Raw genomic sequence first — 15,047 nt, 5'->3', positions numbered from 1 at the left:
TGTCGCATTTTGGAACGGAGTAAACTCATGACCCGTACTGTTTCTGTCGCCGCCATCCAGACCTCCTACGGTTCGGATATGGCCGCCAACATCGCCAAGACCGAAGCCTTCGTGCGCGAAGCCGCCGGCAAGGGCGCGCAGATCATCCTGCCGTCCGAACTGTTCCAGGGTGAATATTTCTGTGTCAGCCAGGAAGAAAAGTGGTTTTCAACCGCCTTCCCGTGGCGCGAACACCCGGCGGTTCTGGCCATGCAAAAGCTGGCGCAGGAACTGGGTGTGGTCATCCCCACCTCGATCTACGAGAAGGAAGGCCCGCACTATTTCAATTCGCTGGTCATGATCGACGCCGACGGCACCTTGATGGGCGTCTATCGCAAGAGCCATATCCCCGATGGTCCCGGTTATCAGGAAAAGTACTATTTCCGCCCCGGTGATACCGGTTTCAAGGTCTGGGATACGAAATTCGCCAAGGTCGGCGTCGGCATCTGCTGGGATCAGTGGTATCCCGAAGCGGCGCGCGCCATGGCCTTGCAGGGCGCGGAAATCCTGATGTACCCGACCGCCATCGGTTCCGAACCGCACGATTCCGAACTGGATACCGCCGCGCCCTGGCAGCGTATCATGCAGGGCCATGCCGTCGCCAATGTCATGCCGGTGATCGCCTCGAATCGTATCGGCACCGAGAGCCTGATCTCACCGCAGAATGGTGCCGGTCAGACCTTCTACGGCCATAGCTTCATCGCCAACAACCGCGGTGACAAGGTATCCGAATTTGGTGCGAAAGAAGAGGGCGTGCTGGTCGCCGAGTTCGACCTCGATTACCTCAACACCCACCGCGCCGCGTGGGGCTTCTTCCGCGATCGCCGCCCGGAACTTTATACCGCGCTGGCCAGCCCGCGTCCGGCGTAGGCGTCAGGACTGTATCAGCAGCCCTTGCGCCTCAGCCGCGCTCAGAAGCCGCCACTTGCCGGGCTTGAGATCGCCCAGCGTCAGCGGCCCCATCTTGGCACGATGCAGGGTTTCGACGTGGTTGCCCACGGCGGCGAACATGCGGCGCACCTGATGATAGCGGCCTTCATAGAGCGTCAGGCGCGCGGCTTTTTCGCCGGTCACGTCCAGAAAAGCCGGCTTCAGCGCATCCTTCTCGTTTTCCAGAACGAGCGTACCCGCCGCGAAAACCGTGCCATAATGCGGTTCCAGTGGACGGGCGCAGGTCACTTCGTAGATCTTGGCGACGTGGTTTTTCGGTGAGATGATCTTGTGCAGATAATCGCCGTCATCGGTGAACAGCAGCAGGCCGGAGGTATCGGCATCAAGCCTGCCGATGCTTGAGAGCACCGGCTTGCGCTCGGCGAAGCGCGCCGGCAGGAGTTCATAGACCAGTTGACCGCGATCCTTGAGCGAGCAGACATAGCCGGTCGGCTTGTGCATCAGCAGCACCATGCCGAAATCTGGATCAAGCGGGCGGCCCTTGTAACGTATATCGGCGTGGGCCGTATCGGAATCGTCATCGAGCGGCGAACCGGCCGCATCGGTGATGGCGCCCATGCGGATGAGCTTTTGCATCTCCTTGCGCGAGCCATAGCCCAGATTGGCGAGCCGCTTGATGAGCTTCACTGGTCGTCCAATTCTGCGTAGGTCTTGGTCTTGCCCTTGGGGCCTACGGCGCGGAAGACCTTGAAATAGCCGTTCTCGGCAATGGCGTTGACGCTCTTGAAGGCAACCTTCAGGGTTTCCTCGTAGGGCAGGTGACGATTGGCCACCAGCCACAACTGACCGCCGGAATTGAGCGCCTTGGCGGCCGAGGTGATGAAGGCCTTGCCGACATCGTGGCGGTCCGAGCGATCGGTGATATGGAAGGGCGGGTTGGTGATGATGGCGTCGTAGAGATCGGGCAGGGGCTTGGTGGCGTCGGCCCAATGGAAACTGACGCGGTCGCCGTGCGCGGCCAGATTTTGCCGCGCCATGTCGAGCGCGCGCTTTTCCGCCTCGATAACATCGACATGGGTAATGGCCGGATTTTTCGTCAGGACTTCATCGCAGAGATAGCCGAAACCGGCGCCGAGATCGGCCACCTTGCCCTTGAGGTTGGTCGGCATGTTATCGACCAGAAGCTTCGAGCCGGCGTCGAGATGGTCCCAGGCGAAAAGGCCGGGGCGGCTGGCGAAGCGGCCATTCTCGATGGTGCGCGGCGCATCGAACTGCGACCAGTCGGCGATCAGGTCAGCATCGCGGCGATCATCGAGGCGCGCCCAGAAAACGCGGCATTTGTTCTTCGACAGGCTGCTGACATGGCCGGCCAGCGCCTTGAGATCGTTCTCGACCGTCTTGGCGCCTTCGTTGTTCGAGACCGCGGCCATGACGATGCCGCCAGCTTGCGTCGATAGCACGGCGCGCGCCAGCAGGGCGCGGTATTCTTCGCGCTGACGCGGCGGCAGCACCAGGGTCAGGGGATAGGTTTCGCCATCGCCGTCATTGAGCGCGAAACCGGCGCGCTCCAGGATATCATGCGCCGGCTTGAAGCTCTGGTCACAGACGAATTTTTCACGCGGCAGGTCCATGAGCGCATCGCTCAGGCGGGCGCGCAGGAAAAGGATTTGGCCTTGCTCGGGCAGGTCGATCAGCTCTTCGATGAGCGGCAGGAACAGGGTATCGGAAACGGGATCTTTCATGGCGCACGCTATCGCACAGATGCGCCGCAAAGCCAAGTATAGGCTGTCAAACCTTATAGATCCGCGCTTCCCAGCCGCGCATAGGGCCGAAAGGCGAGGCGTAGTTACTCAGCACAGGTTCCGATTCAACGCCGCTCTCGAAGGCCGTAATCTCAACGGAAAAATTGAGGCAGATCAAAAACGTCGTGTCGCCCAAGGTGCGCGTATAGGTGAAAAGATGCGGATGCGCCGGCGCCAGATCGCTGTAATCGCCATAGACCAAGGCGGGTTCGGCGTGGCGCAGGGCAATCAGATCGGCGTAGAAGCGATAGATCGTCTGGCTGCTTTCGGCATTGATCTCGGTAAAGTTCGGATTGAGCGCGAACCACGCTTGCCCGGTCGTAAAGCCGCCCTGCGCCGTCCAGGGCATTGGCATCCGTGCGTGATCGCGGCTGACCTTGTTCTGGTTGGCGAAAAAATCGGCTTCCGAACATGGTCCGTTTTCCACCTCATCCTGCCACGCGTTTTTCGTCCATAGATCGTTGAACTGGTCGATATGGGTGAAGGTGCGGTTGGTCAGGCCCAACTCATCGCCCTGATAGATAAAGGGCGTGCCCTTCATGGTCAGGATCAGCGTCGCCAGCAGCATGGCCGATTTTTCGCGCCACTCAGGCCTGTCGTCGCCATAGCGCGACACGATGCGCGGATTATCATGATTGCTGAGGAACATGGTCGGCCAGCCGTGGTGATCGAGCGCCTTGTCCTGCCTTGTGAAGACCGCCTTGAGCTGCGGCAAGGTCCAGGGCTTCCAGCGGCCATCGGGTCCGCGATCGACCTCAACCGCCGCGAACTGGAACACCATGTCGAGTTCCTGCCGCCGCTCGTCGACGAATTTCGGCGTATCCTGCAGCGTCACGCCGAAAGCTTCGCCGACTGTCATCACATCGTACTGCTGAAGAACCTCGGTGTTCATCTCATGCAGATAATCATGCACATGCGGGCCGGTGGTATAGAGATATTGCGGCTTGGCGCGTAAGTCTTCCGGCAGGTTCGGGAAGGTTTTATCTTTGGAAATAAAAGGGATAACATCCATGCGGAAGCCATCGACGCCCTTGTCGAGCCAGAAGCGCATGATGTCGTAAACCTCGACGCGCACTTCAGGGTTATCCCAGTTGAGATCGGGCTGTTTCGGGTCGAACAGATGGAGATACCAGTCGCCGCCAGGACTTTGCGTCCATGCCGGGCCGCCGAAGATCGACGGCCAGTCATTCGGTTTATGCTCCGACCAGATGTAATAGTCGCGCTTGGGATTGTTATATGACGATCGGCTTTCGACAAACCATTCATGCTCATCGGAGGTATGGTTGACCACCAGGTCGATGATCAGCCTCATGCCAGCGGCCTTGATCGCCGTCAGCAGGTCATCGAAATCCTGCATGGTGCCAAACTCGGCCCCGACCTTGCGGTATTCGCGGATATCATAGCCATTATCGGCATTGGGGCTGTCGAAATGCGGCGACAGCCAGATGACATCGACGCCCAGCCCCTTGATATGGTCGAGCTTTTCGATGATGCCGCGAAGGTCGCCGATGCCGTCGCCATTGCTGTCATAAAATGAGCGTGGATAGACCTGATAGACGACAGCCTCCTTCCACCAGCGTTTTACATAGCCGTTCGGTGTGGTTTCGGTGGGCAGCGGCATGGGCATGTTTCCTGTCAGGATCAGCAAGATAACCCACCACCACGCCTCAAGTGAGGCGCGGTCCCCCTCCCCGACAAGCGGGGAGGAACTATTTTCTTATACCTCCCGGGCATAGCTGGGGAGGGGGACCATAAGCGAAGCGCAATGGTGGTGAGGTTTCTTACGTCTTAAGGGCTCAATCTGACCGCAAAAATCCCCTCTTGCAATGGTCACGAAAAATACGCATATAGGCCGCGAGACGACTGGGCGGAGGCCTCGCCAACTTGGTCAGGGCCGGAAGGCAGCAGCCACAACGAATTCACCTTCGGGTCAGTCGTCTCACCCTGCGCGCAGCGCAGCGTGATTTAGCTCAGACGCCGCATGGCTCCTCGCAACGGCTCGGGCGCACCTTGTGCTTGCCTCAAGCGCCGGATGGCTAGATATCCTTACATTGCCCAACAATTGCACCTGTTGAAGAATCGCGCATTGTGGTGACGCCTGTGCAAAAAGCCCCTATATAGAAGTCATGTCCGAACATCCCGACCTCGATGATCCCTTTGCCGCCGCGGAAATAGACATTCCGGAGCGCGATGACGCCACCGATGACATGTTCGGCGGCGGCCCTGTGCCCGCACCCATCGCCGTGGCCAAGCCGATCGAGAAATCGGAGGCCTATACGGTTTTGGCGCGCAAATATCGCCCGCGCACCTTCGAGGACCTGATCGGTCAGGAAGCGATGGTCCGCACCCTGACCAACGCCTTCACCGCCGGCCGTATCGCCCACGCCTTCATGCTGACCGGCGTGCGCGGCGTCGGCAAGACCACGACCGCCCGCCTGTTGGCCCGCGCCCTCAACTATGAGAGCGACACGGTGCATGGCCCCAGCGTCGATCTGTCGGTCATGGGCATCCATTGCCAGGCCATCATCGAAGGCCGCCATATCGACGTTCTCGAACTTGACGCCGCCTCGCGCACAGGTGTTGACGCCATGCGCGATCTGCTCGAATCCGTGCGCTATGCACCGGTCGAGGCGCGCTACAAGGTCTACGTCATCGACGAAGTGCACATGCTCTCCACCGGCGCCTTCAACGCGCTGTTGAAAACGCTGGAAGAGCCGCCGCCCCACGCCAAGTTCATCTTCGCCACGACCGAAATCCGCAAGGTGCCGGTCACCATCCTGTCGCGCTGCCAGCGTTTCGATCTGCGTCGCGTCGAGCCGGAAACCCTCAATCCGCATCTCGAAAAGATCTGCGGCCTTGAAGGCGTGAAGATCGACCCTGATGCCGTGGCGCTCATCGCCCGCGCCGCCGAAGGCTCGGTGCGCGATGGCCTTTCCCTGCTCGATCAGGCGCTGGTGCAGGGCAGCGCCGGCGAGATCACCAGCGCCGAAGTGGTGCGCGATATGCTGGGTCTGGCCGATCGTGGCGCCACGCTGTCTCTGTTCGAAAACATCATTTCCGGTCAGATGAGCGAGGCCCTGCTGGCCTTCCGCACGCTCTATGGTTTCGGCGCCGATCCGTCGCAGATCATGGGCGATATGCTTGAATACGCCCACGCCACGAGCGTGGCCAAGATCCTCGGCGCCGACGCCACGCGCCTGCCCAAGGCGCAGGCCATGCGCGTCACGGCGCTCGGTTCGCAGCTTTCCGCCGGCACGCTCAGCCGCTTGTGGACTCTTATGCTCAAGGCGTTTGAAGAATTGCGCCGTGCGCCCGATGCCTGCGCGGCCTTTGAAATGGCGCTGGTGCGGCTGTGCTATGCCGCCGACCTGCCGGGGCCTGAAGTGCTGATGAAGCGCCTGCAAAGCGGCGAACCGCTGGTGCCCAATGCACCCGGTAGTGCGCCTTCCGGACCGGGCGGCGGCGCTTCGGCGCGTGGTGCCACGGCGGTGCAGATGCGGCCCGTGCAACAGGCCATTCCTAATCCGCAGACCTTCGAGGAGGTGCTGCAACTGATCTCAGATAAGCGCGATATCGGCCTGCGCGTCGATGTCGAGCGCTTCGTACGGCTGGTCGCTTTCCGGCCCGGCGCGATCACCTTTGAACCCGCGCCCAATGCCCCCGGCGATCTGGTGCGCAAGCTGTCGATGAAGCTGCGCGAATGGACCGGCCAGCGCTGGCTGATCGCCACCGAGGGCGGCGGCGGTGCCGAAACCATCATGGAGCGTGATAGCCGCGAACGGGACGCTGCCAAGGCGCGCCTGCAGGCCAATCCCTTCGTGGCGCAAGTGCTGCAAACCTTCCCCGGCGCGGAAATTACCGCCGTTCGCGCCAAGCCAAAACCCGTGGTCGTCGAGATCGAGCCGATTGTGCCCGAAGACGAACGCCCTGATATTGATAAGGAAAATGACTGATGGATTTTCAGGCCATGATGAAGCAGGCGCAACTGGTGCAGCAAAAGCTGCATGAGGCGCAGGCCAAGATGAACGCCAGCACCGTGCACGGTCAGGCTGGTGCAGGTCTGGTCAAGATGGAGCTGAAGGGCTCCGGCGACATGAGCGGCCTGACGATCGACGACAGCCTGCTGGTCAGCGGCGAGGGCGAGGTTTTGGCCGATCTGATCCGTGCCGCCTATGGCGATGCGCGCCGCAAGCTCGATGAGCTGAACACCCAGGTCATGCAGGAAGCCGGCAAGGATCTCGGTCCCGGCGGCGGCCTGCCGAACCTGCCGAAATTCTTCTGATTTGAGCCAGGAAATATTCTCTTCTCCTTATACCTCCCCATCTATGATGGGGAGGGGGACCGAAGCGCTCTTGCGCTTTGGTGGTGGGGTTTCTTGCTTTAAACCGGCGTCCATTTGATGTCCGGCGCCGGGCCTGAAATCGAACGCCTGATGGCCCTGCTGTCCAAGCTGCCGGGGCTCGGCCCGCGCTCGGCCAGACGCGCGGCGCTGGCCCTGCTGAAACGCCGTGATCAATTGTTGATTCCGCTAACACACGCCATGCAGGACGCCGCCGACAAGATCGAATCGTGCCGTATCTGCGGCCGTCTCTCGACGCAAAATCCCTGCACCACCTGCGTCGATCCGATGCGCGATGAAACCATGATCTGCGTCGTCGAAGAGGACAGCGCCCTGTGGGCCATGGAGCGCGTCGGCGCTTTCACCGGCAAGTATCATGTGCTGGGCGGGCTTCTGTCCGCGCTCGATGGCATCCGGCCTGAAGACCTGCGGCTCGATAGTCTGATCTCGCGTGTGCGGTCTGGGCGCGTGCGTGAAATCATCATGGCGCTGCCGGCGACGGTCGAGGGCCAGACGACCGCGCACTATATCGCCGACCGCCTCAAGGGCTTTGACAATCAGGTCGATATCACCTTTCTGGCGCGCGGCGTTCCCGTCGGTGGCGATCTGGATTGGCTGGATGATAATACCATCGCCCACGCCTTCAAGTCTCGTCGGTAAAGCTCTGCCTTTTGGCGATAGGCGTCGCAGTCGTCGCTTGCAGGTATGAAATATACCTGCCGCGCTAGCCGGCTAGCCTCTCATCCAAAATTCAGGCTTTCCACGCCGAGACCGCCGTCTCAAGCGACTGAGACCGCCGCCTTCTTCTCGCGGTTTTTCATCAGAAGATAGACGATCACACAACCAACGAGCTTGCTGAGGATCGAAGCGCCGATGGCCCAGATATTGAAAATGCCCGGAATAGCCGTTGCCGCCATCAGATAAAACACGGTCGTATCTAGCGGCGAGCCAACCGCCGCGGAGATAAAGACGCGCTTCGATAAGGGCAGTTTGAGGAAGGTAAACAGTCCCCAGTCGATGGTCTCGCTGATGCCGAAGGCGACCGCGCTGGCCATGGCAATCTCGGCTGGCGCCATCTTAAAGGAGATGCCTAGTCCGATCATCAGCGGAATAAAAATCCAGTGGCCGATCTCGCGCTGAGCAAAATCGCGCACTACCAAAACCAGCCCGGTGACGATAGCCAGCGGTGTCCATTCGCCGTGATCGGGCAGGGGAATGGTCGGCACGGCGGCATAGGCCCAGTTAATGAAGGGGATCAGAAACAGATAGAGATAGGTCCAGGGTGCGCGACCGGTGAAGGCTTTTCGCGCGGCGGCTTTTGCGTCGATCATTCTTGCCTCTTCCCATTGTATAAGCGAACTGTAGCAGCGAAATAGCACTTGCCAAGTTCGTTTCCGGAAGTTAGGAACATAGCATGAACATGTCAACCGTGAGTCTGCTGATCGTTTTGGTGGTCGCCGCCGTTTTCGCCGGCGCCTGGTTTTTGTCGCTGGCCGAGGCGAAGCGCCTGCGCGGCCGCAATGAAGATCTCTCGGATCGCCTGACCGATGTGACCGCCGAACTGTCGGCAGCAAAGGAACGCGCGCGCAATCTGGAAGACGCCAAGGCCGCCATGAGCGAGCAGTTCCAGCTTGTGTCGCATCAGGCCATGCAGGCCTCGTCGGATTCACTGTTGAAACGCGCTGAGGAATCGTTTGTGGCGCGCGAAAAGCTGGCTCTGGAACGGATGAATTCGAGCCTCCAGCCCGTCTCGGAAACCCTGACGCGTTTTGAGGCGCAGGTGAAGGCGATGGAAGAGGCGCGCTCAAAAAACAGCGGTGAACTGGAACAGCAGATCAAGCAACTTCTGAGCGCTTCCGATCAGACCCGCGAAGTGACGCAGAAACTGGCCAATTCGCTGCGTCGCGGTGCCGGTGTGCAAGGCCGCTGGGGTGAGGAAACCCTGCGCAATGTCTTGCAGGCCGCCGGCCTGACACGCTTCGATTTTATCGAGCAGCACAACCTCGATACCGACGAAGGCCGTCGCCGTCCGGACGTGGTGGTGCGGATGCCGGGTGATAAATCGAATGGCGTCTTCGTTATCGATTCCAAGGTCAACCTGACGGCCTTTCTCGATTCGATGGATGCGCTCGACGATGAGGCGCGCGAAGCCGCCTTGCAGCGCCATACGCAAGGTCTGCGCGCTCATGTCCGCGATCTGTCCGGCAAGGCTTACTGGGATCAGTTCAAGGATCAGTCGCCCGATTTTGTCGCCCTGTTCATTCCGGGAGATGGCTTTCTGGCGGCGGCGCTCGACCGGATGCCGCAACTGATGAACGAGGCGATGGACAAGAAGGTCATCATCGTCACGCCCACCACTCTGTTCGCGCTGTGCAAGGCTGTGGCCTACGGCTGGCGCGTTGAAGACCAGATGAAGAATGCTTCGCACATCGCCGATCTCGGCCGCGAACTCTATGCCCGCCTGTCGGTGATGGGCGATCATGTTCATGGTCTCGGCGGGGCGCTTGGACGGGCAGTTGAGAAGTATAACGCGTTTGTCGGTTCGCTGGAAAGCAAGGTGCTGACCCAGGCGCGGCGCTTCGAAGAGCTACAGGTCGAGGACCAGGGCAAGCCCATGCCGGATCTGACAGCGATCGAAGCCCAGCCGAAGGTGGCTAACAAGTTGAAATCGTTACAATCGGCCGACGAAGACCTGCTCTAGCTTGATTTTTTATCTCGTCAACATTACATCACGCCTATGGCCATACGCGATATCATCACCGTTCCGAACCCGCTCCTGAAGCAAATCTCCAAGCCCGTCGACAAGGTCGATGACGCCTTGCGCGCCCTGATGGACGATATGCTGGAAACCATGTACGACGCGCCGGGCATCGGCCTGGCGGCGATCCAGATCGGCGAACCGGTCCGTGTCATCGTCATGGACTTGCAGGAAAAGCCCGAAGGCGCTGATGAAGACGCCGAAGGGATCAAAAACCCGCGCTATTTCGTCAATCCTGAGATCATCTGGAAATCGGACGACACCCTGCCTTATGAAGAAGGCTGCCTGTCGGTGCCGGAAATCTATGACGAGGTTCAGCGCCCGGCTCACGTCAAGATCCGCTATCTCAACTATCAGGGCGAGCAGGTCGAAGAAGACGCGCACGGCCTTTACGCCGTGTGCATCCAGCACGAAATGGACCACCTCGAAGGCGTGCTGTTTATCGACCATTTGTCGAAGCTGAAGCGCGATCGGGCGGTCACCAAGGTCAAGAAACTTACCCGCGTCGCATAGCCGAGACCTTTTTAAGGGGCTGCAAAAGGCCGTCTTCCTGCGATACGCTGCTCACGTACTGAAGTACGCTCCGCTGCGTTTCTCGTAAGCCAATCTTTTTCGCCGCCTTGTAAAGGCCCCGGACGATCAAAAGATTAGGTTTTTAAAATGCGTTTAGTTTTCATGGGCACGCCCGAATTTGCGGTTAAAGCTCTCGCCGAACTGGTCGCGAGCGGGCATGATATCGTCTGCGTTTACAGCCAGCCGCCGGCGCCAAAAGGGCGCGGGCAGGTGCTGAGCCCGTCGCCAGTCCATACCTTCGCGCAGAGCCTCGGTCTTGAGGTGCGCACACCGAAATCGATGAAGGCGCCGGAAGCCATCGCCGAATTCCAGGCGCTCGATATCGACGCCTGTATCGTGGTCGCCTACGGTCAAATCCTCAAAAAGGAAGTGCTCGATTACCCGCCGCTCGGCTGCTTCAATCTACATGCCTCCCTGCTGCCGCGCTGGCGCGGTGCAGCCCCTATCCAGCGGGCTATCATGGCCGGTGACAGCCACACCGGCGTCGAGGTCATGCGCATGAGCGAAGGGCTGGACGAGGGCGCGATCATTCTGACCGGCCGTGAGGAAATCACGTTTGAGGACACCGCCCAGACCCTGCACGACAAACTGGCCCTGCTCGGTGCTTCGCTGCTGCCGGTGGCGCTGGCCGCCATCGAGCGCGGCGCTGCGGCGGGACAGGCGCAGGTGGGGGAGCCTACCTACGCCAAAAAGATCACGCCCGAAGAAGCGCGCATCGACTGGAACCGTCCGGCGCGTGATCTTGATTTCCACATCCGCGGCCTGTCGCCCTTTCCGGGCGCCTGGTGCATGTTGCAAACGCCAAAGGGCGAACAGCGCCTCAAGGTCTTGATGTCGCGTGTCACAGATGAGGTCAGCGGCGAGATGCCGGGCACACGTCTGCTTGGCGGTTTGAAGATCGCCACGGGGGAGGGCGTCATCGAACTGGTGCGCGTTCAGCGCGAGGGCAAGGCGGCGCAGGATGCGGCCGATTTCCTCAATGGTGGCCTGCTCAATCCCGGCGATCGACTGCTCTGATGCCGCGTTACAAACTCCTCGTCGAATATGATGGCCGGCCTTACAATGGCTTTCAGGCGCAGGAAAACCAGCCGAGCGTGCAAAGCTCGCTGGAAGACGCGATCTTTAAATTCAGCGGCCAGCGCCTGCGCATCACCACGGCCGGTCGCACCGATACCGGCGTCCACGCCACCGGACAGGTGGTGACATTCGACCTCGAAAAAGAGTACCGTCCCAAGGTCGTGCGCGACGCCATGAACGCCTACCTGATGCCGCAGCCGATTTCGGTGGTGGCGTCGGAGATCGTCGATGACGACTTCTCAGCGCGCTTTTCCGCCACCGGCCGCATGTATCTTTACCGCATCATCAACCGAGAAGGACCGCCGGCGCTCGATCAGGGCCGTGTCTGGCACGTCAAGAAGCCGCTCGATGTCGAGGCGATGGCCAGCGCCGCGCAAAGCCTGCTCGGCAAGCATGATTTCACCACCTTCCGCTTTATCGGCTGCCAGGCCAAGTCACCAGTCAAGACGCTGGATATCGCGCGGGTGAAGCGCTTTGGCGAAGAGGTGCATTTGGTCTTCGCGGCGCGCTCGTTTCTGCATCGCCAGGTGCGCTCAATGACCGGCACCCTGGTCGATGTCGGCACAGGACGGCGGCCGGTCGGCTATGTGGCGGAAGCTTTGGCGGCTGCCGATCGCGCCACCTGCGGTCAGGTGGCGCCGCCGCAAGGCCTTTACCTGACGCAAGTCACTTACGATGCAGAGCCGAATTTCGAAAAATACGCTTCGATCAGGGCCGAATAGGTATCGGTCAGGGCTTCGAGATCGGCCACCGCTACGCATTCGTTGATCTGGTGCATGGTCTGGCCGACAAGGCCGAACTCAACGACCGGACATAGCGCGCGGATAAAACGGGCATCGGACGTGCCGCCGGTGGTCGAGCGGTCGGTGTCCAGTCCGAGTGTGTCCTTGATCACGTCCGCAATCAGATCGACAAAGGCGCCGGCTTCGGTCAGGAAAGCCTCGCCTGAAATGGTTGATTTGACGTCGATCTGCGCGCCGGTCTTAGCCGCAAACTCAGCCGCCACGTGCTCGAACCAGGCGCACAGTTGCGCGCCGGTGTGGGCCGGATTGAAGCGGATATTGATGCGGGCGCGGGCATCCTGAGGGATGATGTTGGTGGCGGTGTTGCCGGTGTCGATCGTGGTGATTTCCAGATTTGATGGCGGGAACTGATCGTAACCGTCATCGAGCACGCGGGCTTTCAGGGTGCCCAGCAGATCGACCAGAACCGGCAGCGGATTAAGCGCGCGCTGCGGATAGGCGACGTGGCCCTGCTTGCCGGTGACGGTGAAGGTGGCGTTGACCGAGCCGCGCCGGCCGACCTTGATCATGTCGCCAAGCTGCGCCGAAGATGACGGCTCGCCGACGATGCAGTGATCGATGATCTCGCCCTGATCCTTAAGCCACTCGACCACGCGGATGGTGCCGTCACTGGCCACGCCTTCCTCATCACCGGTGATCAGGAAGGACAATGAGCCTTTCTGGGAGCCTTTCTGGGAGCCTTTCTGGGAGCCGTTCTGATCATCATGGCGCGATACGGCGGCGATCCAGGCGGCGATTCCGCCCTTCATATCGACCGCGCCGCGCCCGATCACCGCGCCGTCATGGATTTCGGCGCCAAACGGATCGTAGCGCCACAGAGTGCGCACGCCGCTTGGCACCACATCGGTATGGCCGGCGAAGCACAGATTGGGCGCGGCCGTGCCGCGCCGGGCATAGAGATTTTCGATCTCGCCGAATTTCAGCCGCGTGCAGGTAAAGCCCAGGCTTTCCAGCACCTGCTGCACCGTATCCATGGCACCGGCATCGACCGGCGTGACCGAGGGGCGGGTAATAAGCGCCTGTGTTAAGTGAACGACATCAAGGTTTTTGGGTGCATTTGCCATAGCTTTCCTCTAAGTCCGATTAGACTCCGGGGGAAGACTAAAAAATTCTGTCTGTCCTGTATTTTGCGATAAGGCCTTGCCGTGACCACGCCCGCCGATCCTATGGCTCCCAACCTGCCGCCGCAGCAGGAGGATAACCGCCACCCCCTGCAAATCCCTGATTTCCGCGCCTTCTGGATTTCGCGCCTCGCCGGTGTGCTGGGCACCTCTGCGCAGAGCGCGGCCATCGCCTGGCAGGTTTACGAAATTGCCCGCCGCACGCAAGGCGTAGCGGAATCGGCACTCTATGTCGGTCTGATCGGGCTGGCGCAGTTTATCACCCTGTTCGCCTTCACCCTGCCGGCGGGTATTGTCGCCGATCGCTATGATCGCAAGAAGATCGTCAGCGTCGTCCTGCTGCTGCAGTTGTTGCTGTCGCTCGGTTTCTTCGCCTATTCCTTTATTCCGCATCCGCCGTTCTGGGGCCTGTTCGCCCTCAGTGCCGTGCTGGGCGCCTTGCGGGCTTTCAGCGCGCCGGCCAGTTCGGCGATTGGTCCGATGCTGGTGCCCAAGCATATTCTGCCGCAGGCGATCGCCGTCAATTCCATGGCCTTTCAGGCAGGCCTGATCGTCGGGCCGGCGCTCGGTGGCGTGCTGGTCGGCATCTCGCCGCGTTTCGCCTATGGCTTCTGCGCCGGACTTTGCCTTCTGGCGGCGGTTCTGATCATGACGATCCGCGCGCCCACCTTACCGGATGCGCCCTCAGGCTCCAAGACGGCCATGTTGAAGGAAGGCATGGCCTATATCTGGTCCAACAAGGTCATTCTGGGCGCGATTTCGCTCGATCTGTTCGCTGTGCTTCTGGGCGGCGCCATCGCGCTCATGCCGATCTACGTCAAGGATATCCTGCATGCCGGACCGGAGATGTTCGGCATTCTGCGCGCGTCGCCGGCCATCGGCGCCATTGTCACCTCGTTCATCCTGTCCTACCGGCCGATCCGGCGCAATGCCGGACGCTGGATGTTTGGTGGCGTGGCGGTCTTCGGGTTATCGACCATCGCGTTCGGGGTCTCGGAAATGATCTGGGTGTCAATTATCTCGATGATCGTGCTGGGCGCAGCCGATATGATCAGTGTCTATGTCCGTGGCACGCTCGTCCAAATCGTTACGCCCAACCATATGCGCGGTCGCGTCGCGTCTGTGTCCTACCTGTTCATCGGCGCGTCCAATGAACTGGGTGAGTTCGAAACCGGCGTCATGGCGCGCCTGATGGGGCCGGTCAATGCGGCGCTTTTTGGCGGCATCGGTTCGCTGATCGTCACCGGCGCCTGGATGAAACTGTTTCCGAGCCTCTACAAAGCCGACCGCCTGGAATAGGAAAACATCCATCCTTGGCCGATCGTGTCGCAGTCTGTGCTTGCAGGGCTAGAGCATTTTGCGACCTGTTTGACTCTTGGGGTTTCCAAAAGACTCGAATAGTGATTCAAGCTGGAGGCCGCGGAGGAGGCGGCTTTCATGAGTCATGCCTATTCAGTCGATCTTCGCCAGCGCGTCGTTGATTACGTGCTGTCCGGTCATAGTTGCGCATCTGCGGGTGACCGTTTTGGTGTCAGCGAGTCAAGCGCGATCAAGTGGACGCGCCGTTATCGGGAGACGAAGGAGATAGCTCCTAAAAAGCTGGGTGGGGATCGGCGTTCAAAAGCGATCGAAGCGGCGGGGTCA

15 protein-coding genes and 1 other RNA gene are annotated in these 15,047 nt (G+C 60.4%); 11 read left to right on the top strand and 5 right to left on the bottom strand.

Annotated features, from left to right (window positions below):
- Positions 1-27: 27 nt before the first annotated feature.
- Positions 28-909: an N-carbamoylputrescine amidase gene (aguB, locus tag B060_RS0108410; RefSeq protein WP_018081332.1), complete on the top strand. Its 882-nt coding sequence runs from the start codon at positions 28-30 to the stop codon at positions 907-909.
- A 3-nt stretch (positions 910-912) separates the two neighbouring features.
- On the opposite strand, the gene B060_RS0108405 is transcribed toward aguB, so the two are convergent.
- The 3 genes from B060_RS0108405 to B060_RS0108395 are packed head-to-tail and all read right to left on the bottom strand — an operon-like array spanning position 913 to position 4,353.
- Complete coding sequence (locus tag B060_RS0108405; protein ID WP_018081331.1) at positions 913-1,617, bottom strand: pseudouridine synthase; 705 nt, start codon at positions 1,615-1,617, stop codon at positions 913-915.
- The gene (locus tag B060_RS0108400) at positions 1,614-2,672 is read right to left on the bottom strand and encodes a class I SAM-dependent methyltransferase (protein ID WP_018081330.1); all 1,059 of its coding nucleotides are present in this window, start codon (positions 2,670-2,672) and stop codon (positions 1,614-1,616) included. Before B060_RS0108400 ends, B060_RS0108405 begins: the two co-directional genes overlap by 4 nt.
- Before the next feature lie 46 nt (positions 2,673-2,718).
- Positions 2,719-4,353 (bottom strand): alpha-glucosidase, encoded by a 1,635-nt coding sequence (locus B060_RS0108395; protein ID WP_018081329.1) that lies wholly within the window; start codon positions 4,351-4,353, stop codon positions 2,719-2,721.
- Between the two features lie 232 nt (positions 4,354-4,585).
- On the opposite strand from B060_RS0108395, the gene ffs reads away from it, so the two are divergent.
- The 4 genes from ffs (at position 4,586) to recR (ending at position 7,731) form a co-directional block, all read left to right on the top strand.
- An RNA gene (gene ffs / locus B060_RS26475) (signal recognition particle sRNA small type) lies at positions 4,586-4,679 on the top strand.
- Between the two features lie 179 nt (positions 4,680-4,858).
- Positions 4,859-6,685: a DNA polymerase III subunit gamma/tau gene (locus B060_RS0108390; RefSeq protein WP_018081328.1), complete on the top strand. Its 1,827-nt coding sequence runs from the start codon at positions 4,859-4,861 to the stop codon at positions 6,683-6,685.
- On the top strand, positions 6,685-7,014 hold the full coding sequence (locus B060_RS0108385; RefSeq protein ID WP_018081327.1) for a YbaB/EbfC family nucleoid-associated protein: 330 nt from the start codon (positions 6,685-6,687) through the stop codon (positions 7,012-7,014). Before B060_RS0108390 ends, B060_RS0108385 begins: the two co-directional genes overlap by 1 nt.
- Positions 7,015-7,128: 114 nt before the next feature.
- Positions 7,129-7,731, top strand: coding sequence for a recombination mediator RecR (gene recR, locus B060_RS0108380; protein WP_026172701.1), 603 nt, complete (start codon positions 7,129-7,131; stop codon positions 7,729-7,731).
- 119 nt (positions 7,732-7,850) lie between these two features.
- Here the strand turns inward: recR and B060_RS0108375 are convergent, their stop codons facing one another.
- A complete protein-coding gene (locus B060_RS0108375) occupies positions 7,851-8,402 on the bottom strand; it encodes a VUT family protein (protein WP_018081325.1) in 552 nt (183 codons plus the stop codon).
- An 83-nt stretch (positions 8,403-8,485) separates the two neighbouring features.
- Between B060_RS0108375 and B060_RS0108370 the strand changes: the two genes are divergently transcribed.
- The 4 genes from B060_RS0108370 (at position 8,486) to truA (ending at position 12,201) form a co-directional block, all read left to right on the top strand.
- Positions 8,486-9,772, top strand: a complete 1,287-nt coding sequence (locus B060_RS0108370) for a DNA recombination protein RmuC (protein ID WP_018081324.1) — start codon at positions 8,486-8,488, stop codon at positions 9,770-9,772.
- A gap of 36 nt (positions 9,773-9,808) precedes the next feature.
- Positions 9,809-10,342 carry a peptide deformylase gene (gene def, locus B060_RS0108365; RefSeq protein ID WP_018081323.1) on the top strand — a complete coding sequence of 178 codons (534 nt, stop codon included), beginning with the start codon at positions 9,809-9,811 and terminating at the stop codon, positions 10,340-10,342.
- A gap of 147 nt (positions 10,343-10,489) precedes the next feature.
- On the top strand, positions 10,490-11,419 hold the full coding sequence (fmt, locus tag B060_RS0108355) for a methionyl-tRNA formyltransferase (RefSeq protein WP_026172700.1): 930 nt from the start codon (positions 10,490-10,492) through the stop codon (positions 11,417-11,419).
- On the top strand, positions 11,419-12,201 hold the full coding sequence (gene truA / locus B060_RS0108350; RefSeq protein WP_018081321.1) for a tRNA pseudouridine(38-40) synthase TruA: 783 nt from the start codon (positions 11,419-11,421) through the stop codon (positions 12,199-12,201). The genes fmt and truA overlap by 1 nt, the downstream gene beginning before the upstream one ends.
- Here the strand turns inward: truA and dapE are convergent.
- Entirely contained in the window at positions 12,150-13,346 is a 1,197-nt protein-coding gene (gene dapE / locus B060_RS0108345; protein WP_018081320.1) for a succinyl-diaminopimelate desuccinylase, read from the bottom strand. The genes truA and dapE overlap by 52 nt on opposite strands.
- 81 nt (positions 13,347-13,427) lie before the next feature.
- Between dapE and B060_RS0108340 the strand changes: the two genes are divergently transcribed.
- Together B060_RS0108340 and B060_RS24100 are read left to right on the top strand one after the other, a co-directional pair.
- On the top strand, positions 13,428-14,702 hold the full coding sequence (locus tag B060_RS0108340) for an MFS transporter (RefSeq protein ID WP_018081319.1): 1,275 nt from the start codon (positions 13,428-13,430) through the stop codon (positions 14,700-14,702).
- Between the two features lie 138 nt (positions 14,703-14,840).
- Positions 14,841-15,047 (top strand): helix-turn-helix domain-containing protein (locus B060_RS24100; protein WP_040401747.1); only part of this gene is annotated, 207 nt, incomplete at its 3' end.

It is taken from the genome of Asticcacaulis benevestitus DSM 16100 = ATCC BAA-896, from assembly GCF_000376105.1.
Taxonomy (GTDB): Bacteria; Pseudomonadota; Alphaproteobacteria; order Caulobacterales; family Caulobacteraceae; genus Asticcacaulis; species Asticcacaulis benevestitus.
Note: the sequence above shows the minus strand (reverse complement) of the source record. Positions and strands in the feature narration are given on the sequence as shown.

What these genes read in the sequence shown, in the direction of transcription:
- aguB (WP_018081332.1), top strand. Translation starts at nt 28, where the DNA reads ATGACCCGTACTGTTTCTGTCGCCGCCATCCAGACCTCCTACGGTTCG.
- B060_RS0108400 (WP_018081330.1), bottom strand. Translation starts at nt 2,672, where the DNA reads ATGAAAGATCCCGTTTCCGATACCCTGTTCCTGCCGCTCATCGAAGAG.
- B060_RS0108395 (WP_018081329.1), bottom strand. Translation starts at nt 4,353, where the DNA reads ATGCCGCTGCCCACCGAAACCACACCGAACGGCTATGTAAAACGCTGG.
- B060_RS0108390 (WP_018081328.1), top strand. Translation starts at nt 4,859, where the DNA reads ATGTCCGAACATCCCGACCTCGATGATCCCTTTGCCGCCGCGGAAATA.
- B060_RS0108385 (WP_018081327.1), top strand. Translation starts at nt 6,685, where the DNA reads ATGGATTTTCAGGCCATGATGAAGCAGGCGCAACTGGTGCAGCAAAAG.
- B060_RS0108375 (WP_018081325.1), bottom strand. Translation starts at nt 8,402, where the DNA reads ATGATCGACGCAAAAGCCGCCGCGCGAAAAGCCTTCACCGGTCGCGCA.
- B060_RS0108370 (WP_018081324.1), top strand. Translation starts at nt 8,486, where the DNA reads ATGAACATGTCAACCGTGAGTCTGCTGATCGTTTTGGTGGTCGCCGCC.
- def (WP_018081323.1), top strand. Translation starts at nt 9,809, where the DNA reads ATGGCCATACGCGATATCATCACCGTTCCGAACCCGCTCCTGAAGCAA.
- fmt (WP_026172700.1), top strand. Translation starts at nt 10,490, where the DNA reads ATGCGTTTAGTTTTCATGGGCACGCCCGAATTTGCGGTTAAAGCTCTC.
- truA (WP_018081321.1), top strand. Translation starts at nt 11,419, where the DNA reads ATGCCGCGTTACAAACTCCTCGTCGAATATGATGGCCGGCCTTACAAT.
- dapE (WP_018081320.1), bottom strand. Translation starts at nt 13,346, where the DNA reads ATGGCAAATGCACCCAAAAACCTTGATGTCGTTCACTTAACACAGGCG.